Consider the following 20,564-nt stretch of genomic DNA (forward strand, 5'->3'; position numbering starts at 1 on the left):
AGAAGTAAAGTTTCCACAAACTATAATTATTAACATATTGCTTAAATCATGTCAAGCATATTGCAGAATAACTTTAGCTGTTTTCAATGATAGGAATTATGCAAAACTACGCACAGTAGGGGCAATTTATGAATTGCCCCTACGGAAAATCAAGGTTTGGGCTATTTTTGCGTAAGTCCTTACATAGGTAAGGGCAATACCATGTGAGAAGCCGCTTTGCGTCTACATGAATTGCCCTCTGCCTACGGATAATTGGGGGTTAATTACAATGCCAAACATAGAATAGAGACGTAGCATCGCAACATCTCTATTCTGTGTTCTGGCTAGGCAACTTATCCCATCCAAACTGCATTGGTAACATTACTGCTCAAAATGAATTTATATTAAAAACTAGCGGATTTATTTCTGAGTATTATGTATAAATCATCATCCCAAAAAATCTAGATATTTACAACTATAACAGATTGTAATTTCTTACCCGTGTTATTAAAATCTTAAAATATTCTCAGGATTTTTTTAATGTTTAATTTTAACTGATGGAGGGCATCTGCGGCAGAAAGGGCATCGCATGATCAAAAAATGGTATAGAGTTCAAAAGCTAAAAGCGATATTCGTCTTAGCATTGTCAGTTGTCTTTACTAATGCTGTAGTCTCTTATAGCAATACTGTTAAGCTGATTCACAACCAGCAATGGGTGACATCCTCTTATGAAGTTATCACCAAAGTTGAAAGTATTCAATCTTTACTCAAAGATACTGAAACTGCACAACGTAATTATCTAATTACAGCAGATGCAAATGATCTGAAAACTTATCTTGCAGCTTATCAACAAACTAATCGCAATATTCAAATTCTTAGTAGATTAACTGCCGATAACTATCAAAAGCAGCAGTGGATTTATTTGTTGGAGCCAAAAATTACCAGTAGGCTCAACATTTTGCAACAAGAGATTTATCTCAGACAAAACCAGGGATTTGAAGCAGTTCGGCAGCGAATATTATCTGATAAAGATAATCAAAGCAGCAAAGAAATTCAACAACTGATTCACGACTCTTTAGAGGTAGAGCAAAATTTATTACAGCACAGAATGCAGCAGTCGCAAGCAAGTTCCCAAAAGGCGATAGTTACATTTTTTATCGCTGCGATTGTGGATTTGGTGCTGGTGGCGCTGCTGTATGATTTGTTGTGGCGTTATATCAGGCAACTTCAGCAGACAGAACTGGCCCTACGCCAAAGCGAAAACCGTTTACGAGCCATGATAGATGCAGAACCAGAATGTATTAAGTTGATTGCTAGGGATGGCACGCTTTTAGAAATTAATGCAGAAGGATTGGCAATGATGGAAGTAGAAAGTCCTGATGTATTGATTGGTAAACCAATTGATGACGTAATTGTGCCGGAGTATAGAGCAGCTTTTGCCGACTTGCATAAAAGTATCTGCCAAGGTAACAAGGGGACTTTGGAGTTTGAAATTGTCGGATTTAAAGGTACTCGTCGCTACATGGAAACTTATGCTGTACCACTGCGTAACGAATCTGATGGTACATTCATTCATTTGGCACTGATGCGAGATATAACTCAGCAAAAACAGGCAGAACAGAAAATCCGTGAACAAAGATTGCTGCTGGATGTATCAACTGAGGGGATTTTGGTACGAAATATCCACAACCAAATATTGTTTTGGAATCAAGGTGCTGAACGTCTTTACGGCTGGAAGTCTGAGGAAGTTGTAGGTAAGAATGTTTTGCAACTTTTGTATAAAGGTATTTCACCACAGCTAGAAGATGCTTACTTGAAGGTGATGAATACAGGTGAGTGGCGGGGTGAGTTGCATCAACTGACAAAGGAAGGTAAAGTAATTATCGTTGAAAGTCGGTGGATACTGATCCGAGATGATCATGGACAAACTAAGTCCATTTTGAGTGTGAACACCGAGATTACGCAGCAGAAACAACTAGAAGCTCAACTTCTGCGATCGCAACGTTTGGAGAGTATCGGCACGTTAGCTGGCGGTATTGTCCACGATCTCAACAATATACTATCCCCAATTTTAATGTCAGTTCAATTGTTGCAGAAGAAATTGCCTGATTCGCAGAGTCAGAAAATACTGCAAACTTTAGAAAATAATGTGAAACGCGGCGCTAATTTGCTCAAGCAAGTATTGTCTTTTGCACGGGGTATTGAAGACAAACGGACAATTGTGCAAATTCAGCCTTTGATGGCAGAAATTGAGCAAATTATCGCTCAAACATTCCCTAAATCGATTATCTGTCAGGCAGATATCCCTAAAAATCTCTGGTATGTCCGTGGAGACATAACTCAAATACATCAGGTGCTGATAAATTTAGTAGTTAATGCCCGTGATGCCATGCCCAATGGCGGTAGATTGAGAATTGCAGCAGAAAATCTGGTGATTGGCGAACATTCTGCCCAGATCAATATTAATGCTAAAGTGGGTTCTTATGTTGCGATCGTGGTAACAGATACTGGTATGGGTATGTCGTCAGAAGTCCAGCAACGAATTTTTGAACCATTTTTCACTACCAAAGATATAGGCAAAGGTACAGGTTTAGGACTTTCTACAGCGTTGGGTATCATTAAGAATCACGGTGGTTTTGTCAATGTTTATAGTCAGATAGGTAGAGGAACTCAATTTACAGTGTACTTACCTGCTTCAACATTTAGAGACACATCTTTGCTATCTCAAGAACTGGAATCAGTTACAGGAGATGGCTAATTTATTTTGGTGGTGAAAGTATTACAGACTAGAAAAAATCCTATTAACCAAAACTTTCTGCCGACGTTGGAAATTGGTTACTATAAATAAAAATATTAGTTAATATGATACGCCGTTATCACTATTGTCTTGTCTGGACTATATACAGATTCGACTCTTGGGTATTCGTTATGAATCCACCATACTTTTATTCTATTAGACTGTGCAGGTGCGCTACCTGAGATTGAATATCCTGCCTGGGTCATTAAGGTTTCAAAAGTATTTGAGTCGAGAACCGTACAATTAAAAGCTGTTAGTCCCTGTATTTGATGTCTGTTTAGGGTCATAGCTACCCTGGTAAGTCGTAAAAATCCTATATCCTGGTAATACTAACGCAATTCCACTGTAACTGTGAATTTTACCGGGATATTTATAGGGAACATCATCTGGTACGCTCCCACCAATTCGAAAACTAAAACCAAATAGCCATATATATAAACCAGGTAGTAGTAAATCCATGCTATATGCAATAGCTCTCATTGCCTCATTTTCTTTGAAAGAAGCATAATTTCTAGCTATAGCGAATTTTTTGGAGATATTTTTCAGGTTTATGGTTTCTAACATGGTCTTAGTTTCAATCCCCAATAGGGATTTTAGTAAGTTTCAAGCGTTTCAATCCCCAATAGGGATTTTAGTAAGTTTCAAGCGTTTCAATCCCTATCAGGATAAGGTGTTTTGCAACTTGCAACCTCGATATTCCGCTATCTGCTCAACCAGGGATTTTAATCCCTATCAGGATAAGGTGTTTTGCAACTTGCAACTGCTGACCTTTGAAAGGTTTACTATATTTGGGTTTTAAGGTTTAGTTGCGCGGATGTGTACATAATAGCAAAGTTTTCAAGCTCTTGTAAGAGTGGAAAGTCTTTAAAATACTTATACCGCAAGATGCGCGACAGTTAATCTAATAGGGCTTTTGAGAGCATTTTTAGCATCAGCCAAAAATTAGCGATCGCTCTGTAACAATGGGAACAGCACCTTTAAACGGTTAACTTATGCTTGTGTTTCTGCTGCACTATTTGTTTTTTAAGACTTAACTTTGTTTTAGCTAACCGCAAGTGAGTTTAAATGTGAGGAAAATCAAACTACCAACTTTGATATTAATTAGTTTGGCAATGGTGTTGTGGTTTAATTTGCATTCCTCAACACCGTCAATATCAACTGTTACATCTTCACCACCAAAAAGTATCCGCTACTTCGAGCGCACTTTACCCCAAGGCATCGCTCACATTTTGTTGATTCCAGCTAATAGCAAATTTTTGGTAACTCCTGCAATATCACAAAAGGTAGCCACAGTAGAGGAATTTGCCCAAAAGCATCGAGCCTTAGCTATCTTGAACGCAGGCTTTTTTGACCCAGCCAACCAAAAAACTACATCTTATGTTGTCATACAAGGGAAGGTGGTGGCTGACCCCAAGGAAAACGATCGCTTGGTGAACAATTCCAACTTAAAATCTTATTTGAGTCAAATTTTAAATCGCACAGAATTTCGCCGTTACTCATGTGGACAGAATATTCGCTATGATATTGCGCTGCACAGTGCGTCACAGCCAGTCGGTTGTCAGTTAGTGGATGCCATAGGCGCAGGACCAAGGCTATTACCAGAACTCACTTTAGAAAAAGAAGGTTTTGTAGATAATGCCAATAAACGAGATGCACTTGGCAGCAACCAACCTAATGCTAGAACTGCCGTTGGCATTACTCGTGATGGCAGCGTTGTTTTAGTTATGGTGGCTCAAAAACCCTCGGCTAACGGTAATGGGATATCCTTACCAGCACTAGCTAATTTTATGAAAACTCTTGGTGCTGATAAAGCGATGAATCTGGATGGAGGAAGTTCGTCTTCACTGTATTACAATGGCAAAACCTTTTACGGGAAGGTTGATTTGGAAGGAAATTCTATCAAGCGTCCCGTTAAGTCAGTTTTGCTGGTTCAGGAAAACTAGCGAGGCGCTACGCGAACGCGGTTCGTTCTTCATATAGCTGGTATTACCGTCGATTGCGAAAACCCTGTCTTCCATTAACTGGGTCAAAGAGGACATCGTATTTATCAAAAAAGGCGATGCCAGCATTTACAAATGTAGGAAGTTCTGATTGTGGCGAAATGCTTAAATTCCAGCGATTAAATCCGTCGCGGGTTCCTGGTGTGAGGCTGTAATCAAAAATGCCATTAATTGCTACTTTCACAGCATTCGCTGAACGTAATACGCCTGGTTTGAGCTTACCTGCTGTAGAAGCTGACTTGAATTCAGTCAAACCATTAATAGTTCCAGTATCAGTCATCATTTTGCCGTTACAAAGATTTTTAGCGGAACTCCCAGCAATAGTTAAACAAACTTTGCTCAATTGGGAGTCCCATCTGTTACCGGGTACACCATTAATTTCGCTTTGTTTACTCCAAGGAGCCATTTTGAAACCTGCTTGATTACCAGCAGTTAAACCGAGAATTAGGCTGCCATTATTGTTATTACCACCATTTCCCGTAACAATAAATCCGTTACTCAAATTGCCTGGTAATTTTCTCAACGGATTATAGGGAAGTGACTTTTCAAAATAGTTGACACCGATAATACCGGAAAATGGCACACCATTCTTTGCTGAACAATTAGGCTTTTGGGCAGTACATTGGCGACTATTAACAATCTGTACGGGAACTAGTTCTGCGGCGGGAAGCAAGCCAAATCGGATATTAGCATAAACTAATTCTCCTTCCAGGATAGTCCCATCACTTAAGACCTCCTTGATATTTTGTCCCGTTCTGCGGATAGGAGCATTACCTAAAAACTCTTTGGGAACTCGCAGCCCTACTGACCCTGTATCTAATAAGATACGTCTTGGCTGACCACCTGCGATCGCCATTTCCAAAAAATAGCCGCGAACACGTTGACCGAGGGAAGGTTTTGTGTACAAAGGTAAGCTTATGGTATCAAAAGCTGGCTGGCGGGGTGTATTTTGAGAGATATCGCGCAATGCTGGGTTTTGGAAAAGAGCCGCAAATGCTGACTGTCGTTGTGCTGCTGGTTCAGGCGCAATATCCCAAAGGCTTTCGTAGTAGAAAAAGCCAATACCTAAACCCCGTTGTTGCGCTGCTTCTACTTGGGGTTGGATTTGTGACATGGAGACTTGGCGATTTCGCAACCCCGCTAAAATACCGATACCTGTTGGGATAATTTTTTGGGTTTCTAAAATTTCTAGGCGAGTAATTTGACTGATAAAACTTGCCAAATCATTACGGTACACCTGCATAACTAACTCATCGACAATACCCAACCGTACCCAGTTGAGCCAGTCTTGCAGTTGCACCTTATAGGCGTAGTCAGAATCAACAGGAGAAACTGAGAAGATAGCGTTCGGTTTTTGAGCTTTCACGGTTTGGTAGAGGTCTACCATGAATGCACTGATTTTATCTGCCCGCCATCTTTTCCAGGCTTGGGCTTGGGGATTAGGTGGAGGAGGATTCCCAGTTTCTTGAGTATATAGACTAATTGTGTATTTATCGTAACCAAAATCCACAGGTAAACTCGTATGGTCGTCAAATTGAACGCCATCAGCATCGTATTGAGTAATGACTTCCATCACGAGTTCGGTGATAAACTTTTGCACTTCGGGGTGAAAGGGATTCAACCACGCTACTTCACCCGCAGCACTAATTGAAGTTTGAGTCCCATCCTGCTTTTGTGTCAGCCAATCTGGATGCTGGGATGCAAGTTCTGAAGTTAGGGGAACCATGAAACCAAATTCAAACCAAGGTATTGCTAGTAGTCCTTCTCTGCGGGCTTGACTGATAATGTCTGCAATCACATCTTGTCCATCTGTTCCCTTGAAGAAGAAGGGAATACCCATTTTTTGCATGACGGCGCTGGGGTAATGTGTATAGCCATCGTTCCATACCACTGGATAAACAGTGTTAAAGTTTAACTGCCTTAGTTGGCTCATGGCTGCTTGCACCTTGGAGCGATTTCTAAAAACGCTAAAATCGTTACCACTGAGCCACACCCCCCGAATTTCTTGACGAGGTTGAGGAGGCAGTTGGGCAATAGCAGGGGCAAAGCTGTTGAATAGGAATACAGCAACGAATGATATCAAAAATAATAATGGCAGCAGACGCTTCTTCAACAAGAGCCAGGGAGCAGGGGTCATTTCTCCCTGCTCCTTTTCCCCCTGCTCCCTGCCGACAAGCATTGCAGAACATGAGTCTGATTCCCTCATTTCTACTAAGTGTTTCTCGTACCCTACGGGAAGCTGGCGCAACAGTTTGGGTCGAATCCACATCTGAACTATCCCCCCTGCCTCCTGCTCCCTACCCCCCCGCCTTTTTTTCAAAAGCCACCAACCTTGATGAATGAAAGGCGATGTCTGGCGACTAGCCGCAACTCCATCAGACGCTTTATGTAACTTGCTGCGGCATAAAAGTAAGCATCTACGCACGGAGTTTAATAGTAAGTTGGTTAGAGTCGCATTAATTTCTAGGCTTTTTTTCCAAAACTGAGTTGTCATTACTTCTGGTTACTAATTGCTTAAACTTCATTCCATATAAATGTTAAATTGCTACACCAGGAAAACCGATACAGTAATTTAGCTGCAAGACGCTTGACGCAGTTATAGAGTTAGTAGTGCCAAATAGAATGCTTGTGCCGAACGTTCAATGCTGATTTTTGGGGATAAACCTTCTCTAACTCCTCTCTCAGATGTTCAGGGTGATAACGGTGGTCTTTTAACCTGGAAATACCAAAAACCGAGATGAGAACTAGGAATGTTGCATAAGAGTCTATAACTTGTGTGTACAGATTATCTGCTTGCAAGAAAAAGTAACGTAGATATATTTTCTATACACAGTCATACTACTTTCAAAAAGTTTGCTACAAGTAGTGTTATTTATGATTGTCATAATTAAAACAATTGACTCTCAACTATCAATGGTGAACTCTACCCTCATCGTCACACTCTATATCAACCCTATGACAGGGAATGATATTAATACTGGTTCGCGGTTGAGTCCGTTTAAAAGCCTCACCCGTGCCTTAAAAATAACCAAAATCCCGACAATTATTCATCTTGAGCCGGGGACTTACAGCGCTGCTAGCGGTGAGGTGTTTCCACTGATTATTCCTGAAGAGGCAACACTGTTGGGTAATGAAGCTAATAAAGGTGCAGGGATTGTAATTTCTGGGAGTGGCGAGTATGGAAGCCCTAGCTTTGGTATACAAAATATTACGCTACTCTTGCTAGATAATGCCAGTCTTTTAGGCGTAACTGTCATTAATCCCTCAGCAAAAGGTACTGGTATCTGGATTGAATCGGCTGCACCGACTTTAGCTAATAATACTTTCAGGGATTGTGGGCGGGAAGGTGTGTTTACTACTGGTACTGCCAAACCTGCAATTTTAGATAACATATTTGTGCAAAATACTGCTAGCGGGTTGGTGATAGCAGGACATAGCCAGGGAGAAGTACTGCGGAATTTATTTGAAAGAAACCCTTTAGGTATAGCAATTAGTGACTTTGCGACTCCAACGATCGCAAATAACAAGTTATCAGAAAATCGCACCGCGATCGCACTTTCTCGGAATGCCCAACCTGTGCTGCGTCAAAATCTCATGACTAAAAATACCCAAGGTGGTCTATTAGTCAATGGCAATGCAATTCCTGACTTAGGTAATACCCAAGATCCTGCTGATAATATTTTTAGTGATAATAGTGAATTTGATTTGTATAATGCTACTAAGCAAAAACTAATTTCCGTAGGTAATGATTTGAATCCTTTTCTAGTCAAAGGTTTGATTGAATTGATCCCAGTCAATCAAGTAGCAATTAACACTAGCTTATCCGATGCTCCAGCACAATCCTCATCTCAAAAACTCCCCGCGCCTGTTCAACTAGATGTACATTGGGCAGAACCATTTATCCAGGCATTAGTAAGCATGGATTTAATTCATCGTTTTGCTGATGGTAGCTACCAGCCAGATAAACCCATGACTCGCGCCCAGTATGCATCTCTGGTAGCGATCGCTTTTAACCCATTTCCCAAAATTTCAGCACCTGATTTTACGGATGTACCCAAGGATTTTTGGGCTTATAGCGCTATCCAAGTCGCGGCTAGCGGTGGCTTTGTTGGTGGATTTAGCGATCGCACTTTTCGCCCAGATCAGCACGTCCAACGGCTACAGGTGATTGTTTCCCTAGTAAACGGACTGGGACTAGCAGCTATTGATAGCGATATTTTAGAAGTATATAGCGATCGTCAGACCATTCCCGACTACGCCCGAAAAGCCGTAGCCACTGCTACACAACAAAAAATCATCGTTAATTACCCAGATCCCAAACTACTTGCACCTTTACGTTTGGCAACACGCGCCGAAGTTGCAGCAATGGTTTATCAAGCATTAGTTGCCATTGGGCGAACATCTGCGATTAAATCTGTCTATGTAGGGTTGCATTCTAGAACTTGACAAGTAGAATAGGAAACACTGCTTATCGGCTTTGTACTCTTGGAAAAAAAACCATGTAGTTAAAAGCACGCTAGGCTAATATGCAATGGGTGAAGAATCTTAGACCTATTGCCATAAGCTAATAGCCCCATGTTAACAACACTCCCAGATACTTCTGCCAACTTGGCGATCGCTTTATTAATTAACTATAGTTTTGATCTCAGTGGGTATAGTGCCAATGAGCTAGTTGAGCGTTGGCAAACGCAATACCCATTGAATTGGCTACACCTGGCAGTGATCGAGGCATTATATCAAGGCCGTTATAAAGCTGTTTCTGTGCAGCAAATTTTAGTATTTTGGCAGCGCCGAGATCAAGCTACATATCATTTCAACATGGAATTTGAACGGATGGTTTGTAGCAAATTTCCCCAAAGTCTAACCTCATCCCCTGCTCCCAGCCTGCCGCTAGCCAAGAAAAACCCCATTGTAGAGAGAGTCACGAGTCCTCAATTACCACCTGCTAGGATTCGTAACGGCTATCAACACAGCAATACTGCAACTCTACAACTGAAAAGTTACGAACAAAACACATCTTTAGGTGAAGAAGTCAAGGAGGAAGTTAGGGACAAAAAAACTGTCTTGAAGTCTCCCCTTACCGGTAAATTTGCTTCTTCAGCAACTCTTCAGCTATCGTCTGCTGTTAGCCAAAGGCAAACTTTACAAGAAAGTCCACCGCCTCCCCCATTACCCAGCCATCCTCAAAGACAGCCAAAACTGCTGCCACCTGCTGCTATTCATGCCCCTATTGGGCAATTTACCCCAGAAAAAAGCGATCGCTCGGAGTCTTTTACATCTAAACTCAAAGCGATGTCTAGCGAACAAAATCCGCCAGATATGGGTAGTAGGGAGAAAAATCAATAACAAATGACAAATGACTCTTTACTCTGCAACCAACTGCTTAAAGCGCTCATCATCGGCAATATCATCAAAATCTAGGTCAGTTGCTGCATCTTCTTTATACCTGGGATCAAGTTCAATTGCCTGTTTCAGAGTTGCCAGAGATAGTTCAACTTGTCTTTGCAGTGCATAACAGGCTGCTTTGTTATAGTAGGCACTGGCATAATCTGGCTTAATTTCTAAAGTTTTGTTAAAACTAGCGATCGCTTCATCATCGCGTCCTAATCTTACCAAGGTATAACCGCGTTTATCCCAGATTTTGGGAGAATTAGGTTGAAATTCCAGCGCTTTATCAAAAGACGTTATTGCCTCTTCATACTGTTCCAACGTTACGAGAGAAAGACCGCAATTTAACCAAGCAACAGCATCATCAGGCTTGATTTGTGTAGCTTTCTCAAATGAAGCAAAGGCTTGCTGATGCTGTTGTAATTTCCCAAAAGCAACGCCGCGATCACACCAAGCTTGATGGTAATCTGGTTGAATCTGAATAGCTCGATTGTAGGATGCGATCGCATCTTTATAGCGTTTCAACCTTCCGAGAGTTAGACCTCGTTTTAACCAAGCCACAGGTTCATCAGGTTGGATTTTAACCGCTTGGTTGTAAGCTGCGATCGCATCTTCATAGCGCTTTTGAGAAAACAGCCTATCTCCCTCTTTTACATACTCCTCAGCAGTCAATTTTGGTTGTTGTGGCTGTTCCTCTATTTCTTTTTCTTCCTTAACTTCATAATTCACCGCCTCTAAGATAGATTCAGGTGTAATTTCAGTTAGTTCTTGAAGAATAAGATCCTTTCTCTCTTCGGCATCCAATTGTAACTCCGATAGTTGAGAGACAAACTCAGTTTCTAATCTTTCTAACTTCTCCAAAATGAGAATTTTTTGTTGTTGAGCATTCCATTGTAATTCTGAAAATTGTGAACTAAATTCAGAACCAGATGTTTCTAAATTTTCAATAATTAACTCTTTGCGCTTTTGAGCATCTAATTGTAATTCAGATAGTTGTTCAGCAAACTCTAACTGCAATGCTGCTAAACTTTCAACAATTTTATTTTTTTGCTCCTGAGCATCCGCCTGTAGTTCTGATAACTGAGATTTCAATTCATTATCTAATTTTCCTAAACTCTCAAATGCAATCTCTTTTTTGTGGTGAGCATCTACCTGTAATTCTGATAATTGATCGGCAAATTCTGATTGCAACTTGGTCAAAGTTTCAAAAACTATATCCTTTTGCTTTTGAGCATCAGACTGCCATCCAGAAAGTTGAGATATGAACTCAGACCTTGATCCTTCTAAATCAGTAAAGGCTAGTTCTTGCTTTTGTTGTACGCTCAACTTTAACTGAGACAATTTTTCTGTCAGAACAAATGTTAAATTTCCTATAGTTTCTAGTGCTATTTCTCTTTGCTGTTGAGTATCCAACTCTAACTTAGATAGACCCGAAGCAAAATTTGACTCTAAAATTTCTATATTTTCTTGAGATTTTTTGAGTTGAGTTTCTAATCTACTTAATACCTGTGATTTTGCTAAATCTAGTTCCGATGTCAGGGTAGATAAATTTTCTTGTTCGCATTTAATTTTTTGTTGTAAAATAACCGTCTCTTGCTCTAATTCATAATTTATTTTTTTAGCTTCTTGAATAACATTTTCAGCCTCTTGCTTAACGCTAGTTAGCTGATTTTGCAAATTTTCCATTCCCTGTAATTGTTGCATCGCTCTATCAACAATTTCACGGATTACCACCCGTCGCAGTAGCCAAAATAAAGCAATGATTGCGACTGGAAATAGGCTTAATATAACTAGCCAGACATTGAGTAAAATAGTTGTACGACTAAAAGCACTATTAAAATCAGATTGGACTTGCTGTTGAATTCGCTTTTCTGCTCGTAGTCGTGTTAATTCTTCCCGTTCTTGATTCGACAACACCGAAGTCTGGGTTAGTGCTGGGGAAGGTGATGGTGAAGATTGCCCACTGGCAATTCCAACGGATAATAGTAAGGGTAAAAAGACAATAGTACTTTTTACAATTAAAGCGAAAACAGCTTGATTTTTGCTCTTCATAACAACCATTTTCAGTCTGTTGGTCAGTTTTTGAAGCGGCGTGCCTCTTTCCAATCTATAACAGAATTAAGTAGTGAAATGTTATAGAGATACTGGGAAATTCTGAATAATCTTTAACTAATCTATTCCCTGGTCTCTTCGTATACGTAAAACTTTAGTGCTGGGGTGCAGTCAAGTTTTTAACATTATTTTTTGTGAAGTACTATTATAACATTACTAAGGTCAAACTACTGCCAAAGGCGGCGAAAACCAAGCAATAAAAATAAGAATTTATTAACATAAGGAGGACAGATTGCAGGAGTATCAAGGCTTTCTTAGAGCATATACTGAAATACCTTCGGATGTTGCTATAGCGGTTATCAGTCTTGTGAGGTACAGTAGCAGCAGTGAGTAAACCAACCCAGCAAATTCTCTATTGTCACTTCTGCGAATGCCGTATCTAATGCCTGGAGTAAATCAGGGTATGTCCTTGCACCGATGCGACGGAGAATGTTCTTAATCTTGGACCAACAATTCTCAATCGGTGAAAAATCGGGAGAATAGGGGGGGAGATAAATGAGATGAGCGCCAGCAGCGATGAGCAAAGCTTCAAGTTCATCACTTTTATGGATTGAGCAGTTATCCATGATCACCACTGCACCAGGCCAAAGTTTGGGTACGAGCTTTTGGGCGATGAAGGCATCAAAAGTCAAAGCATCGATAGAACCTAAGCCACTCCATTGGGTGAGCAGTCCTTTCAAGCTAATTGCACCAATTACCGAGACATTTTTCCCTTTGCGGTTGGGCTTTTGAGCATAGGCCCGAAGGCCAGGCAAGGCGCGGGCACATTTGCGGATGAAGGACAGATTAACTCCCGATTCATCTAAGAAAATCAGCTCTTCGACGGGTATCCCCCTCAAGAGTTTCCAGTACTCAAATCGGGCTAGTTGGACTTCATCACTACCTTTTTTGTGAGGTGGAGACTTTTTTTTTGAGGTTGAGGTGAAGTTTCCAGCGAACCATCCGATTCACCGTAGCTACCCCAATTAAGACCTCTGTTTTCTCGTAAAGTCGTTCCCGCAATTCGCTTAACGTCGCATCGGGCTGTGCTATGACGAGTTGGCGCAGGATTTCTAACTGTTCAGCATTCAACTTTGTTGCTGTCTGCTCAGTCCGCACCTTGGGGCCTATCATCCCCAATTCTCGATGGCGTTTGAGTAAATTTTGCACAAAACTTAAGGTGACACCAAAGTTTTTAGCCAGTTTTCGTTGGGAAATGTCACCGCAGGCATAAGCATCAACTATTTTTTGACGCAAGTCGAGAGAGTAGGCTTTCATCACCACCAATTATCAGTAGAATTGCTCTCTCCTACTGTACTGAAGTAGACTGATAACCGCTATATAGCTAGCGCAAGGTGAAGCTTCGGTTAAACCATATCCTTCATGAATCACCTTTTTATACTTATCTTGCCAAGACTTGGCAATTTCTACAGGCATTGGAGCAGCAGCGCTAAAGTAATAACACAAGCTGTTAAAGTTATATTTAGAGGTGTCTTGATTCAGTAATCGAATAAATACAGTGGGTACACCAAAAAACATAGTGGCTTGATATTTTTCGATGCTTTCTAAGACTTGATCTAAATCAAATCTCCTTTGCAAAAGGATAGTTGCACAAACATTTAGACCAGCATTGAAAATTGCATTTTGACCAAAGCAATGAAACAGTGGTACATACAGTAGCAATCTATCAGTTCGACTCATCTCGCAACAACGATTGTGTGCAGAGATATTAGAAATGATATTACCGTGGGAAAGTGTTGCACCTTTGGGAAAGCCTGTAGTACCAGAAGTATAGACAATACTAGCTGGAGAGTTCCATTCCATCTCCATAGCGCGAGTGATGGGAGAAGCGTTTGAAATCAAATCTGCAAAATCTATGTCGTTATTAACAACACCTTCAGCAATGAGAATATGTTGTAAATGGGGTAAATCAGCCTCTGTTAATTGCAAACGACCCGATTCTGTGGTGACAATAGCTTTAGCAGTGCAATCATTGAGAATGTAACTAACCTCAGCAGACTTCAGCATGACATTTAGTGAAACTGCGATCGCACCAATTTTCAAAATCCCCAAATAAGCGATCGCAAACTCCGGTATATTGGGTAAAAACAACGCCACGCGATCGCCTTTTACAATGCCCAATCCACGCAAAGCATTGGCTGTACAATTCACTAAACGGTCAAGTTGCCTGTAAGTATAAGACTTATCTTCGTAAACTATGGCGGTCTTGTTGGGATATAGCCGATGACCGCGCTCTACATGATGTGCGATATTCATAGTTAGGGAATGGAGAATTTGATACTCAGAAAATGCAAAATCTCTCTTAAACTTTCTTCCTTTGCGGTTCGTTTCTGTTTATTTATTCAAACTAGATAAAACTCGACTAACAGCAGTCACAATTTCTCCACAAGCCGCAATATCAACCGCAATTTTACTAATATGTAAATCCAGAGCTTGTTCGTTGTCATCCCACACATAGGGACGCTCCTTAGATGGCGATCGCCCCACCACATTCCGTACCGCCATATATAAATCCCTAGTTGCGGGAGACAAAGTTGCACGCGCATCATAATGTCCTGCGATCGTGTATGTACGCAAATCCACCGATTGCACCCCAAACATCAAAGCCACAGCCATATATTGCTGAAAAACTTCTACACTGGTTCGTGCTAAATTCGCCGAAGCAAACCCTTGACTATTAATATTCTGGTTGTATTGTTCCGCATGGGTAGGATATCTATCAGCAATAGAATTTCCATAGAAAGTTAATAGGGGCATAATCGAATTACCAGTAATTTGTAACCCCTTCAAACGTATGTTGTACACAATTAGCGGCAATTCCAGTCATTACCGAAGTACCATTCATCATTGCTAACCCTTCCTTGGGAAGTAATTGCAATGGCTCTAAACCCAGCTTTTTCAGTGCTGTTGGTGCATCCATTTCTTCACCGTTAAAGTCTACGGTGTAACTAGAATTTAAACCAATCAATGCCCCTGTGATATATGCTAAAGGCGTTAAATCACCACTCGCACCGATTGAGCCAAATTCGCAGACATGGGGTGTAACACCAGCATTTAAAAATACTAGCATCCGCTTGATAAGTTCCAAACGAATCCCCGATGCACCAGTAATATGGGAGTTTGCACGGAGAAGCATCGCAGCGCGGACATCAGCCAGAGGTAATTTTTTTTCCTGCACCCACCTTGTGATACCACATCAAATTATTTTGCAGCAAAGCCGCAGATTCAGGAGAAATCACCACGTTGGCCATACCACCAAAACCAGTTGTCACACCATAAATAGGGTCGCCAGATTCAACCACATGGTGAATAAAATCACAGGATGCTTGGACATTAGCTAAACTTTTGAGATTGTCAGTTAAACGTACCTGCGCCCCATAACGCGCTACACTAATTACTTCTTCGATAGTGAGATAGCGATCGCCTACAACCACAGTATCATCAGAATTGTGTACAAAAGTAAATGCAGTTTTACCAGCAGTGTTTTTACTTAAACGAAGCGTATCCATATTTCTAAAAGTTGTGACTAATGATTTGATAATTCAGGCTAAAATATGCAATTAACTTGTAAAAACTTTAAGTTGTGTAATTACTTAGCCTAAAAAGCAAGGGACTAATTAGCGTTCAGTAGTTTTACTGTTGCCGATGAGTTACACAATATCCGACATCTTCATGCTACACATCTACTTTTTCTGCTTGTTTGTGTGCAGTTTTGATACCTGGAAAATGCAGAAATGCGATCGCACCATTGCAGAAAACTGCATAATTAACGAATATTAGTTTATTGATTATCCAAAGGTGCAGTTCTATTAGATACTCAAATAATCTATATGAATAGCACCCAATGACGATCAAATACGGATTACACAAGTGTTTGCAGTTTGGATTAGCAGGGTTACTGGGCTGTTTAAGTGCAAGTCTGTTCACTGCTAAAACCCAGGCACAACAAAGTAATATCGTACCCGACAACACACTTGGCGCTGAGTCCTCTCAAGTTATAGGTAACTTGAGAGGACTACCCATAGAAGTAATTACTGGTGGTGCAACTCGCCAAATCAATCTTTTTCACAGCTTTCAAGAATTTAATATCAGCGAGGGACGGGCAGCATATTTCTTCAGTCCTAGCGCAGATATCCAGAATATTCTGGCACGGGTGACAGGTAATAACCGTTCAGAAATTTTGGGGACACTTGGCACATTTGGTAATTCTAGTCCAAATTTATTTTTGATCAACCCCAATGGCATTGTGTTTGGCAAAAATGCCAGTTTAGATGTACAAGGTTCCTTTGTGGGGACGACTGCAAATGGAATTCAGTTTGGCAATCAAGGTGTTTTTAGTGCAACAAATCCCCAAGCCGTGCCATTGTTGACTATTAATCCTTCAGTATTGCTGTTTAATCAAATCCAAGCGAATGGAGGAATTATCAATCAATCCCAAGCACCCGCAGGGACAAATGCCCTCGGTGAAGATGTTACGGGTTTACAAGTTGCTGATGGTAAAAGCTTGCTGCTAGTTGGTGGAAATATCAATATAGATGGTGGCGGAATTCGCGCTTATGGCGGAAACGTTGAGTTAGCAGGTTTGGCTGCACCGGGAAATGTGGGATTGAATATTACGGGTGATAATTTTGGTTTAGTAATACCTGAGAATGTGGAACGCGCCGATGTTTCGCTGAGTAATGGTGCAGAAGTTAATGTTCGCGGTGCAGATGGCGGTAATATCACAATTCAGGCTCGAAATGTAAATTTAGTTGCGGGAAGTATATTAAGAGCAGGAATAGATACAGGTTTAGGTACTCCAAATAGTAAGGGTGGAGATATTACTATTAATGCTACAGCAGATACAACATTAATAGATGAAAGTGGGATCGCTAACGTAGTGCAAGAAAAAGCTTTTGCTCAAGCTGGCGATATCAATATTACAACTGGGACATTGACATTAGAAAAAACTGGACTCATTAATGCTAATCTCTACGGACAAGGCAATGCCGGAAATGTAAATATCAATGCTCAAGGTAATATCAGTTTTCGTAACTCGATACCAGGGGAAGCTAACGGAATTGTTGTCAAGGTAAATGAAGGCGCTATAGGTAATGGTGGTAACGTTACGCTCAATACCAATTCTTTATAAATAAAGGATGGTTCGGAAATTCAAGGTAGCATTTATGGAAAAGGTAATTCTGGTAATATCATCATTAATGCTCGTAATAATATTTCATTAGATGGTAATAACGGTAATCTCTTTAGCCGGATTATTAATGATGTGCAACCCACTGCTGAAGGTAACGCAGGTAATATTCAAATCACGACAGGTACGCTAAAAGCTACTAATGGAGCCTTTATTAGTAGCAGTACCAGTGGCAAAGGAAACGGTGGAAATATCAGCATTAACGCCCTGAATAACATAGTCTTTGATACTAATAGCACCGCTAGTAGTGATGTTTTTAATAAGGGGGTAGGGGTAGGTAACGGAGGAAATATTTATCTTAAAACAGGTTCCCTCTCGTTAATTAACGGTAGTCAAGTATCAACAAGTGTATCAGGGCAAGGTAATGCTGGAAATATTACTGTCGAAGCCTCTGGTAATGTCAAGCTAGATGGCGTTTTCATCGACGCGGGGAAGTTTTCCCTTAATGACTTGGATTACGATCAGTCCAGTGGTTTGCAAAGCGACTTAATTATTGGAGGTGTCGGGAAAGCAGGAAACATTCAAGTTACAACAGGATCACTTTCTGTTACTAATGGTGCCGGAATATCTAGCTTTACTTATGGAGTCGGGAATGCCGGAAATATTACTATTAATGCCCGCGATAATGTCACAGTTTCAGGTTTTGGGGGCAGGGCAAAATCTGGCAGTATAGTGTCAACTGAAGGTGTTGGTAACGCGATAGGCAATGGTGATATTCGCATCACTGCAAGTAATTTACTATTTAAAGATGGCGGACGACTAAATACTAGTAACTACGAACAAGGAAATGGAGGTAATATTTTTCTTGATGTTGGAAATACTATTACTTTTGATGGCATAGCCGATAATGATTTCCCTAGTAGTGCATTTACGGAAGCATACAATGGTAACGCCGGAAATATTCAAATTGAAACGGGATCGCTATTTTTAACAAATGGCGGTAGGATATCTTCTTCACATCAAGAAGGAAAAGGTAATGGTGGAAATATCACCATAAATGCTCGTGATACTGTCAAAATTGATGGTGTTGTAAAGGATGTAACTTTTATTCTTGGCGATCGCACTGGCAAAATTGATATAAGTAGCGGTTTATTCAGTTCCTTGGTGAGTGGTGAAGGGAAAGGAGGTGACATCAAAATTACAACAGGGTCATTTTCCGTCACCAACGGCGCAACCATTTCTGGAGATACAGCTGGACAGGGAAATGGAGGCAATATCACCATCAACGCCCGCGATACAGTAACTCTTGATGGTGGGGAAAATGGTTTATTTGCTTCCGTAGGCACTTCAACGATAAGCAATAGCACGGGTAACGCTGGGAATATTGACATCAAAGCGAGGGAACTATTTATAAAAAATGGTGCTACACTCGAAGCTTTTAGTAGTAGTCCAGGTAATGGTGGTAATATCTTTATCGATACGCGCGATGCCGTTACCTTTGACAGAAGCAGTGGTGAAAATGTGCCAAGTGCGGCATATACCTTTGCTGCTGGAAGCGGGAATGGTGGAAATATTCAGGTTAAAACAGGGACGCTAACGTTAACCAACGGTGGAGTAGTCAATGCTAGTACTACTTCTAAAGGCGATGGGGGTAATATTACCATTGATGCACGCGATCGCATTTTAATTGACGGTGTTAGCGCCACAGGTTTTTTTAGCGGTCTTTTTAGTACAGTCAATCAAGATGCTGTAGGCAATGCAGGTAATATTAACCTGACAACAGATTTTTTATTTTTAAATCGCGGGGGAATCAGTTCAAGCAGCTTTGGGCAAGGAAAAGCCGGAGATATTAATATTAATTCTGTTTCTACAGCACTTGATAACAAAGCAGCTATTGCAGCAATAACCAACTCTGGTGATGGTGGAAATATTAATTTAACTGCCAGCGATCGCTTATTATTACGTAACGGTAGCCAAATTTCGACCACCGCAGGTACAGCACAATCAGGCGGTGATGGTGGTAACATCAATATCGATTCAAGATTTATCATTGCCGTCCCCGAAGAAAACAGCGATATCGCAGCCAATGCCTTCACAGGAACAGGTGGCAAAGTGGAAATCAATTCTCAAGGTGTCTTTGGTATCGAGTCGCGGAAAAAACCAACCGAAAAAAGTGACATTACCGCCAGTTCAGAACAAGGCGTTTCAGGTGTTGTCAACATTAACGCACCCGATACCAGTTCCATTCAAAACGGCTTCAGCGAATTACCTCCAGCTATCGATACCAACGCACTCATCGCTAATAGTTGCATTTCACGCGGTACTAAGCGGCAAGAAAACTCTTTTACCATCACAGGTTCTGGTGCTTTGACTCCTAATCGTCCTGGGGTTTTGGTTTCTAACTACACAACTGGCGAGGTGAGAGGTGTTGAAACTACATCTCGTCCCTGGAAGAAAGGCGATGCGATTATCGAACCACAAGGATTATATCGGCTGAATAATGGACAGTTGCTATTGAGTCGAGAATGTTCTAATTAGTGTTGATTCGCTAAAATCAAAACAAACTGGAAAAATCTGACTATGGTAGCCATCTCCCAGCAACCGCCAAAAATGACCATCGAGGAGTATTTTGCATGGGAACTCCAGCAAGAACTTCGTTATGAATATGTCAACGGCGAAGTTTTTGCAATGACGGGTGGTACAATTCCCCACAATGATATTGCACTTAATTTTTACACAGCTTTACGCCCACATTTACGGGCTAGAGGTTGTCGAGTAAATGTGTCAGATGTGAAAGTACAAGTTACTCCTGAAAGTCCTTATTATTACCCTGATGTTATCGTCAGTTGCGACCCTCAAGACCTGAATGCCCGCAAATTTATTCAAAACCCAAAAATTATTGCCGAAGTTCTCTCCCCCACTACAAGCGGGAAAGATAGGGGCGAAAAATTCACCAATTACCTGAAAATTCCTTCTTTACAAGAATATTTATTGATAGATTCGGAAAAAATTTCCGTCGAACGCTACTGTCGGGGAGAGGGCAAAATGTGGCTTTATTATCCCTACACTGAGGGAGATATGATTACCCTATCCAGCATCGAATTTGAGTTAGCGATCGCACCACTGTATGAAGGTGTTATTTTTGAAGCAGAAGAATAGC

Annotated in this window: 16 protein-coding genes; 7 read left to right on the forward strand and 9 right to left on the reverse strand. The window is 40.9% G+C overall.

Features of this window, described 5'->3' with window-relative positions; all coding sequences use genetic code 11:
- Positions 1 to 568: 568 nt before the first annotated feature.
- Complete coding sequence (locus tag FBB35_RS18295; RefSeq protein ID WP_174710845.1) at positions 569 to 2,737, forward strand: PAS domain S-box protein; 2,169 nt, start codon at positions 569 to 571, stop codon at positions 2,735 to 2,737.
- Positions 2,738 to 3,019: 282 nt separating this feature from the next.
- On the opposite strand, the gene FBB35_RS18300 is transcribed toward FBB35_RS18295, so the two are convergent.
- Positions 3,020 to 3,340, reverse strand: a complete 321-nt coding sequence (locus FBB35_RS18300; protein WP_217481656.1) for a hypothetical protein — start codon at positions 3,338 to 3,340, stop codon at positions 3,020 to 3,022.
- A 503-nt stretch (positions 3,341 to 3,843) separates the two neighbouring features.
- On the opposite strand from FBB35_RS18300, the gene FBB35_RS18305 reads away from it, so the two are divergent.
- On the forward strand, positions 3,844 to 4,719 hold the full coding sequence (locus FBB35_RS18305) for a phosphodiester glycosidase family protein (protein ID WP_174710846.1): 876 nt from the start codon (positions 3,844 to 3,846) through the stop codon (positions 4,717 to 4,719).
- A gap of 43 nt (positions 4,720 to 4,762) precedes the next feature.
- Here the strand turns inward: FBB35_RS18305 and FBB35_RS18310 are convergent, their stop codons facing one another.
- Positions 4,763 to 6,913: a glycoside hydrolase family 10 protein gene (locus FBB35_RS18310; protein WP_174713695.1), complete on the reverse strand. Its 2,151-nt coding sequence runs from the start codon at positions 6,911 to 6,913 to the stop codon at positions 4,763 to 4,765.
- 776 nt (positions 6,914 to 7,689) lie between these two features.
- Between FBB35_RS18310 and FBB35_RS18315 the strand changes: the two genes are divergently transcribed.
- Together FBB35_RS18315 and FBB35_RS18320 are read left to right on the forward strand one after the other, a co-directional pair.
- Complete coding sequence (locus tag FBB35_RS18315) at positions 7,690 to 9,222, forward strand: DUF1565 domain-containing protein (RefSeq protein WP_174713696.1); 1,533 nt, start codon at positions 7,690 to 7,692, stop codon at positions 9,220 to 9,222.
- 129 nt (positions 9,223 to 9,351) lie between these two features.
- Positions 9,352 to 10,122 (forward strand): hypothetical protein, encoded by a 771-nt coding sequence (locus FBB35_RS18320; RefSeq protein WP_174710847.1) that lies wholly within the window; start codon positions 9,352 to 9,354, stop codon positions 10,120 to 10,122.
- 18 nt (positions 10,123 to 10,140) lie between these two features.
- On the opposite strand, the gene FBB35_RS18325 is transcribed toward FBB35_RS18320, so the two are convergent.
- From FBB35_RS18325 to FBB35_RS34825, 7 genes are all read right to left on the reverse strand, one after another.
- Positions 10,141 to 12,216 (reverse strand): tetratricopeptide repeat protein, encoded by a 2,076-nt coding sequence (locus FBB35_RS18325; protein ID WP_174710848.1) that lies wholly within the window; start codon positions 12,214 to 12,216, stop codon positions 10,141 to 10,143.
- A 359-nt stretch (positions 12,217 to 12,575) separates the two neighbouring features.
- Entirely contained in the window at positions 12,576 to 13,115 is a 540-nt protein-coding gene (locus FBB35_RS34805; RefSeq protein ID WP_254625604.1) for an IS630 family transposase, read from the reverse strand.
- Between the two features lie 40 nt (positions 13,116 to 13,155).
- Positions 13,156 to 13,533: a transposase gene (locus tag FBB35_RS34810; protein ID WP_254625605.1), complete on the reverse strand. Its 378-nt coding sequence runs from the start codon at positions 13,531 to 13,533 to the stop codon at positions 13,156 to 13,158.
- A gap of 12 nt (positions 13,534 to 13,545) precedes the next feature.
- The gene (locus tag FBB35_RS18335) at positions 13,546 to 14,532 is read right to left on the reverse strand and encodes a class I adenylate-forming enzyme family protein (RefSeq protein WP_254625606.1); all 987 of its coding nucleotides are present in this window, start codon (positions 14,530 to 14,532) and stop codon (positions 13,546 to 13,548) included.
- Positions 14,533 to 14,610: 78 nt separating this feature from the next.
- Entirely contained in the window at positions 14,611 to 15,033 is a 423-nt protein-coding gene (locus FBB35_RS34815; protein WP_254625607.1) for an aromatic amino acid lyase, read from the reverse strand.
- Between the two features lie 7 nt (positions 15,034 to 15,040).
- Positions 15,041 to 15,454 (reverse strand): aromatic amino acid lyase, encoded by a 414-nt coding sequence (locus FBB35_RS34820; protein WP_254625608.1) that lies wholly within the window; start codon positions 15,452 to 15,454, stop codon positions 15,041 to 15,043.
- Positions 15,426 to 15,785 carry an aromatic amino acid lyase gene (locus FBB35_RS34825; RefSeq protein WP_254625609.1) on the reverse strand — a complete coding sequence of 120 codons (360 nt, stop codon included), beginning with the start codon at positions 15,783 to 15,785 and terminating at the stop codon, positions 15,426 to 15,428. Before FBB35_RS34825 ends, FBB35_RS34820 begins: the two co-directional genes overlap by 29 nt.
- A 335-nt stretch (positions 15,786 to 16,120) precedes the next feature.
- Here FBB35_RS34825 and FBB35_RS34830 point away from each other — a divergent pair, with 335 nt between their 5' ends.
- From FBB35_RS34830 to FBB35_RS18350, 3 genes are all read left to right on the forward strand, one after another.
- Positions 16,121 to 17,407 carry a filamentous hemagglutinin N-terminal domain-containing protein gene (locus FBB35_RS34830; protein ID WP_254625610.1) on the forward strand — a complete coding sequence of 429 codons (1,287 nt, stop codon included), beginning with the start codon at positions 16,121 to 16,123 and terminating at the stop codon, positions 17,405 to 17,407.
- Between the two features lie 132 nt (positions 17,408 to 17,539).
- Positions 17,540 to 19,942 (forward strand): S-layer family protein, encoded by a 2,403-nt coding sequence (locus tag FBB35_RS34835; protein ID WP_254625611.1) that lies wholly within the window; start codon positions 17,540 to 17,542, stop codon positions 19,940 to 19,942.
- Between the two features lie 42 nt (positions 19,943 to 19,984).
- Positions 19,985 to 20,563, forward strand: a complete 579-nt coding sequence (locus FBB35_RS18350) for a Uma2 family endonuclease (protein WP_174710849.1) — start codon at positions 19,985 to 19,987, stop codon at positions 20,561 to 20,563.
- Position 20,564: the final 1 nt, after the last annotated feature.

This window comes from Nostoc sp. TCL240-02, from assembly GCF_013343235.1.
In the GTDB taxonomy this organism is placed as follows: Bacteria; Cyanobacteriota; Cyanobacteriia; order Cyanobacteriales; family Nostocaceae; genus Nostoc.

Excerpts from the sequence above, each read along its gene's own strand:
- FBB35_RS18295 (WP_174710845.1), top strand. The coding sequence starts at position 569 with ATGATCAAAAAATGGTATAGAGTTCAAAAGCTAAAAGCGATATTCGTC.
- FBB35_RS18300 (WP_217481656.1), bottom strand. The coding sequence starts at position 3,340 with ATGTTAGAAACCATAAACCTGAAAAATATCTCCAAAAAATTCGCTATA.
- FBB35_RS18310 (WP_174713695.1), bottom strand. The coding sequence starts at position 6,913 with ATGACCCCTGCTCCCTGGCTCTTGTTGAAGAAGCGTCTGCTGCCATTA.
- FBB35_RS18315 (WP_174713696.1), top strand. The coding sequence starts at position 7,690 with ATGGTGAACTCTACCCTCATCGTCACACTCTATATCAACCCTATGACA.
- FBB35_RS18320 (WP_174710847.1), top strand. The coding sequence starts at position 9,352 with ATGTTAACAACACTCCCAGATACTTCTGCCAACTTGGCGATCGCTTTA.
- FBB35_RS18325 (WP_174710848.1), bottom strand. The coding sequence starts at position 12,216 with ATGAAGAGCAAAAATCAAGCTGTTTTCGCTTTAATTGTAAAAAGTACT.
- FBB35_RS34810 (WP_254625605.1), bottom strand. The coding sequence starts at position 13,533 with ATGAAAGCCTACTCTCTCGACTTGCGTCAAAAAATAGTTGATGCTTAT.
- FBB35_RS18335 (WP_254625606.1), bottom strand. The coding sequence starts at position 14,532 with ATGAATATCGCACATCATGTAGAGCGCGGTCATCGGCTATATCCCAAC.
- FBB35_RS34815 (WP_254625607.1), bottom strand. The coding sequence starts at position 15,033 with ATGCCCCTATTAACTTTCTATGGAAATTCTATTGCTGATAGATATCCT.
- FBB35_RS34825 (WP_254625609.1), bottom strand. The coding sequence starts at position 15,785 with ATGGATACGCTTCGTTTAAGTAAAAACACTGCTGGTAAAACTGCATTT.
- FBB35_RS34830 (WP_254625610.1), top strand. The coding sequence starts at position 16,121 with ATGACGATCAAATACGGATTACACAAGTGTTTGCAGTTTGGATTAGCA.
- FBB35_RS18350 (WP_174710849.1), top strand. The coding sequence starts at position 19,985 with ATGGTAGCCATCTCCCAGCAACCGCCAAAAATGACCATCGAGGAGTAT.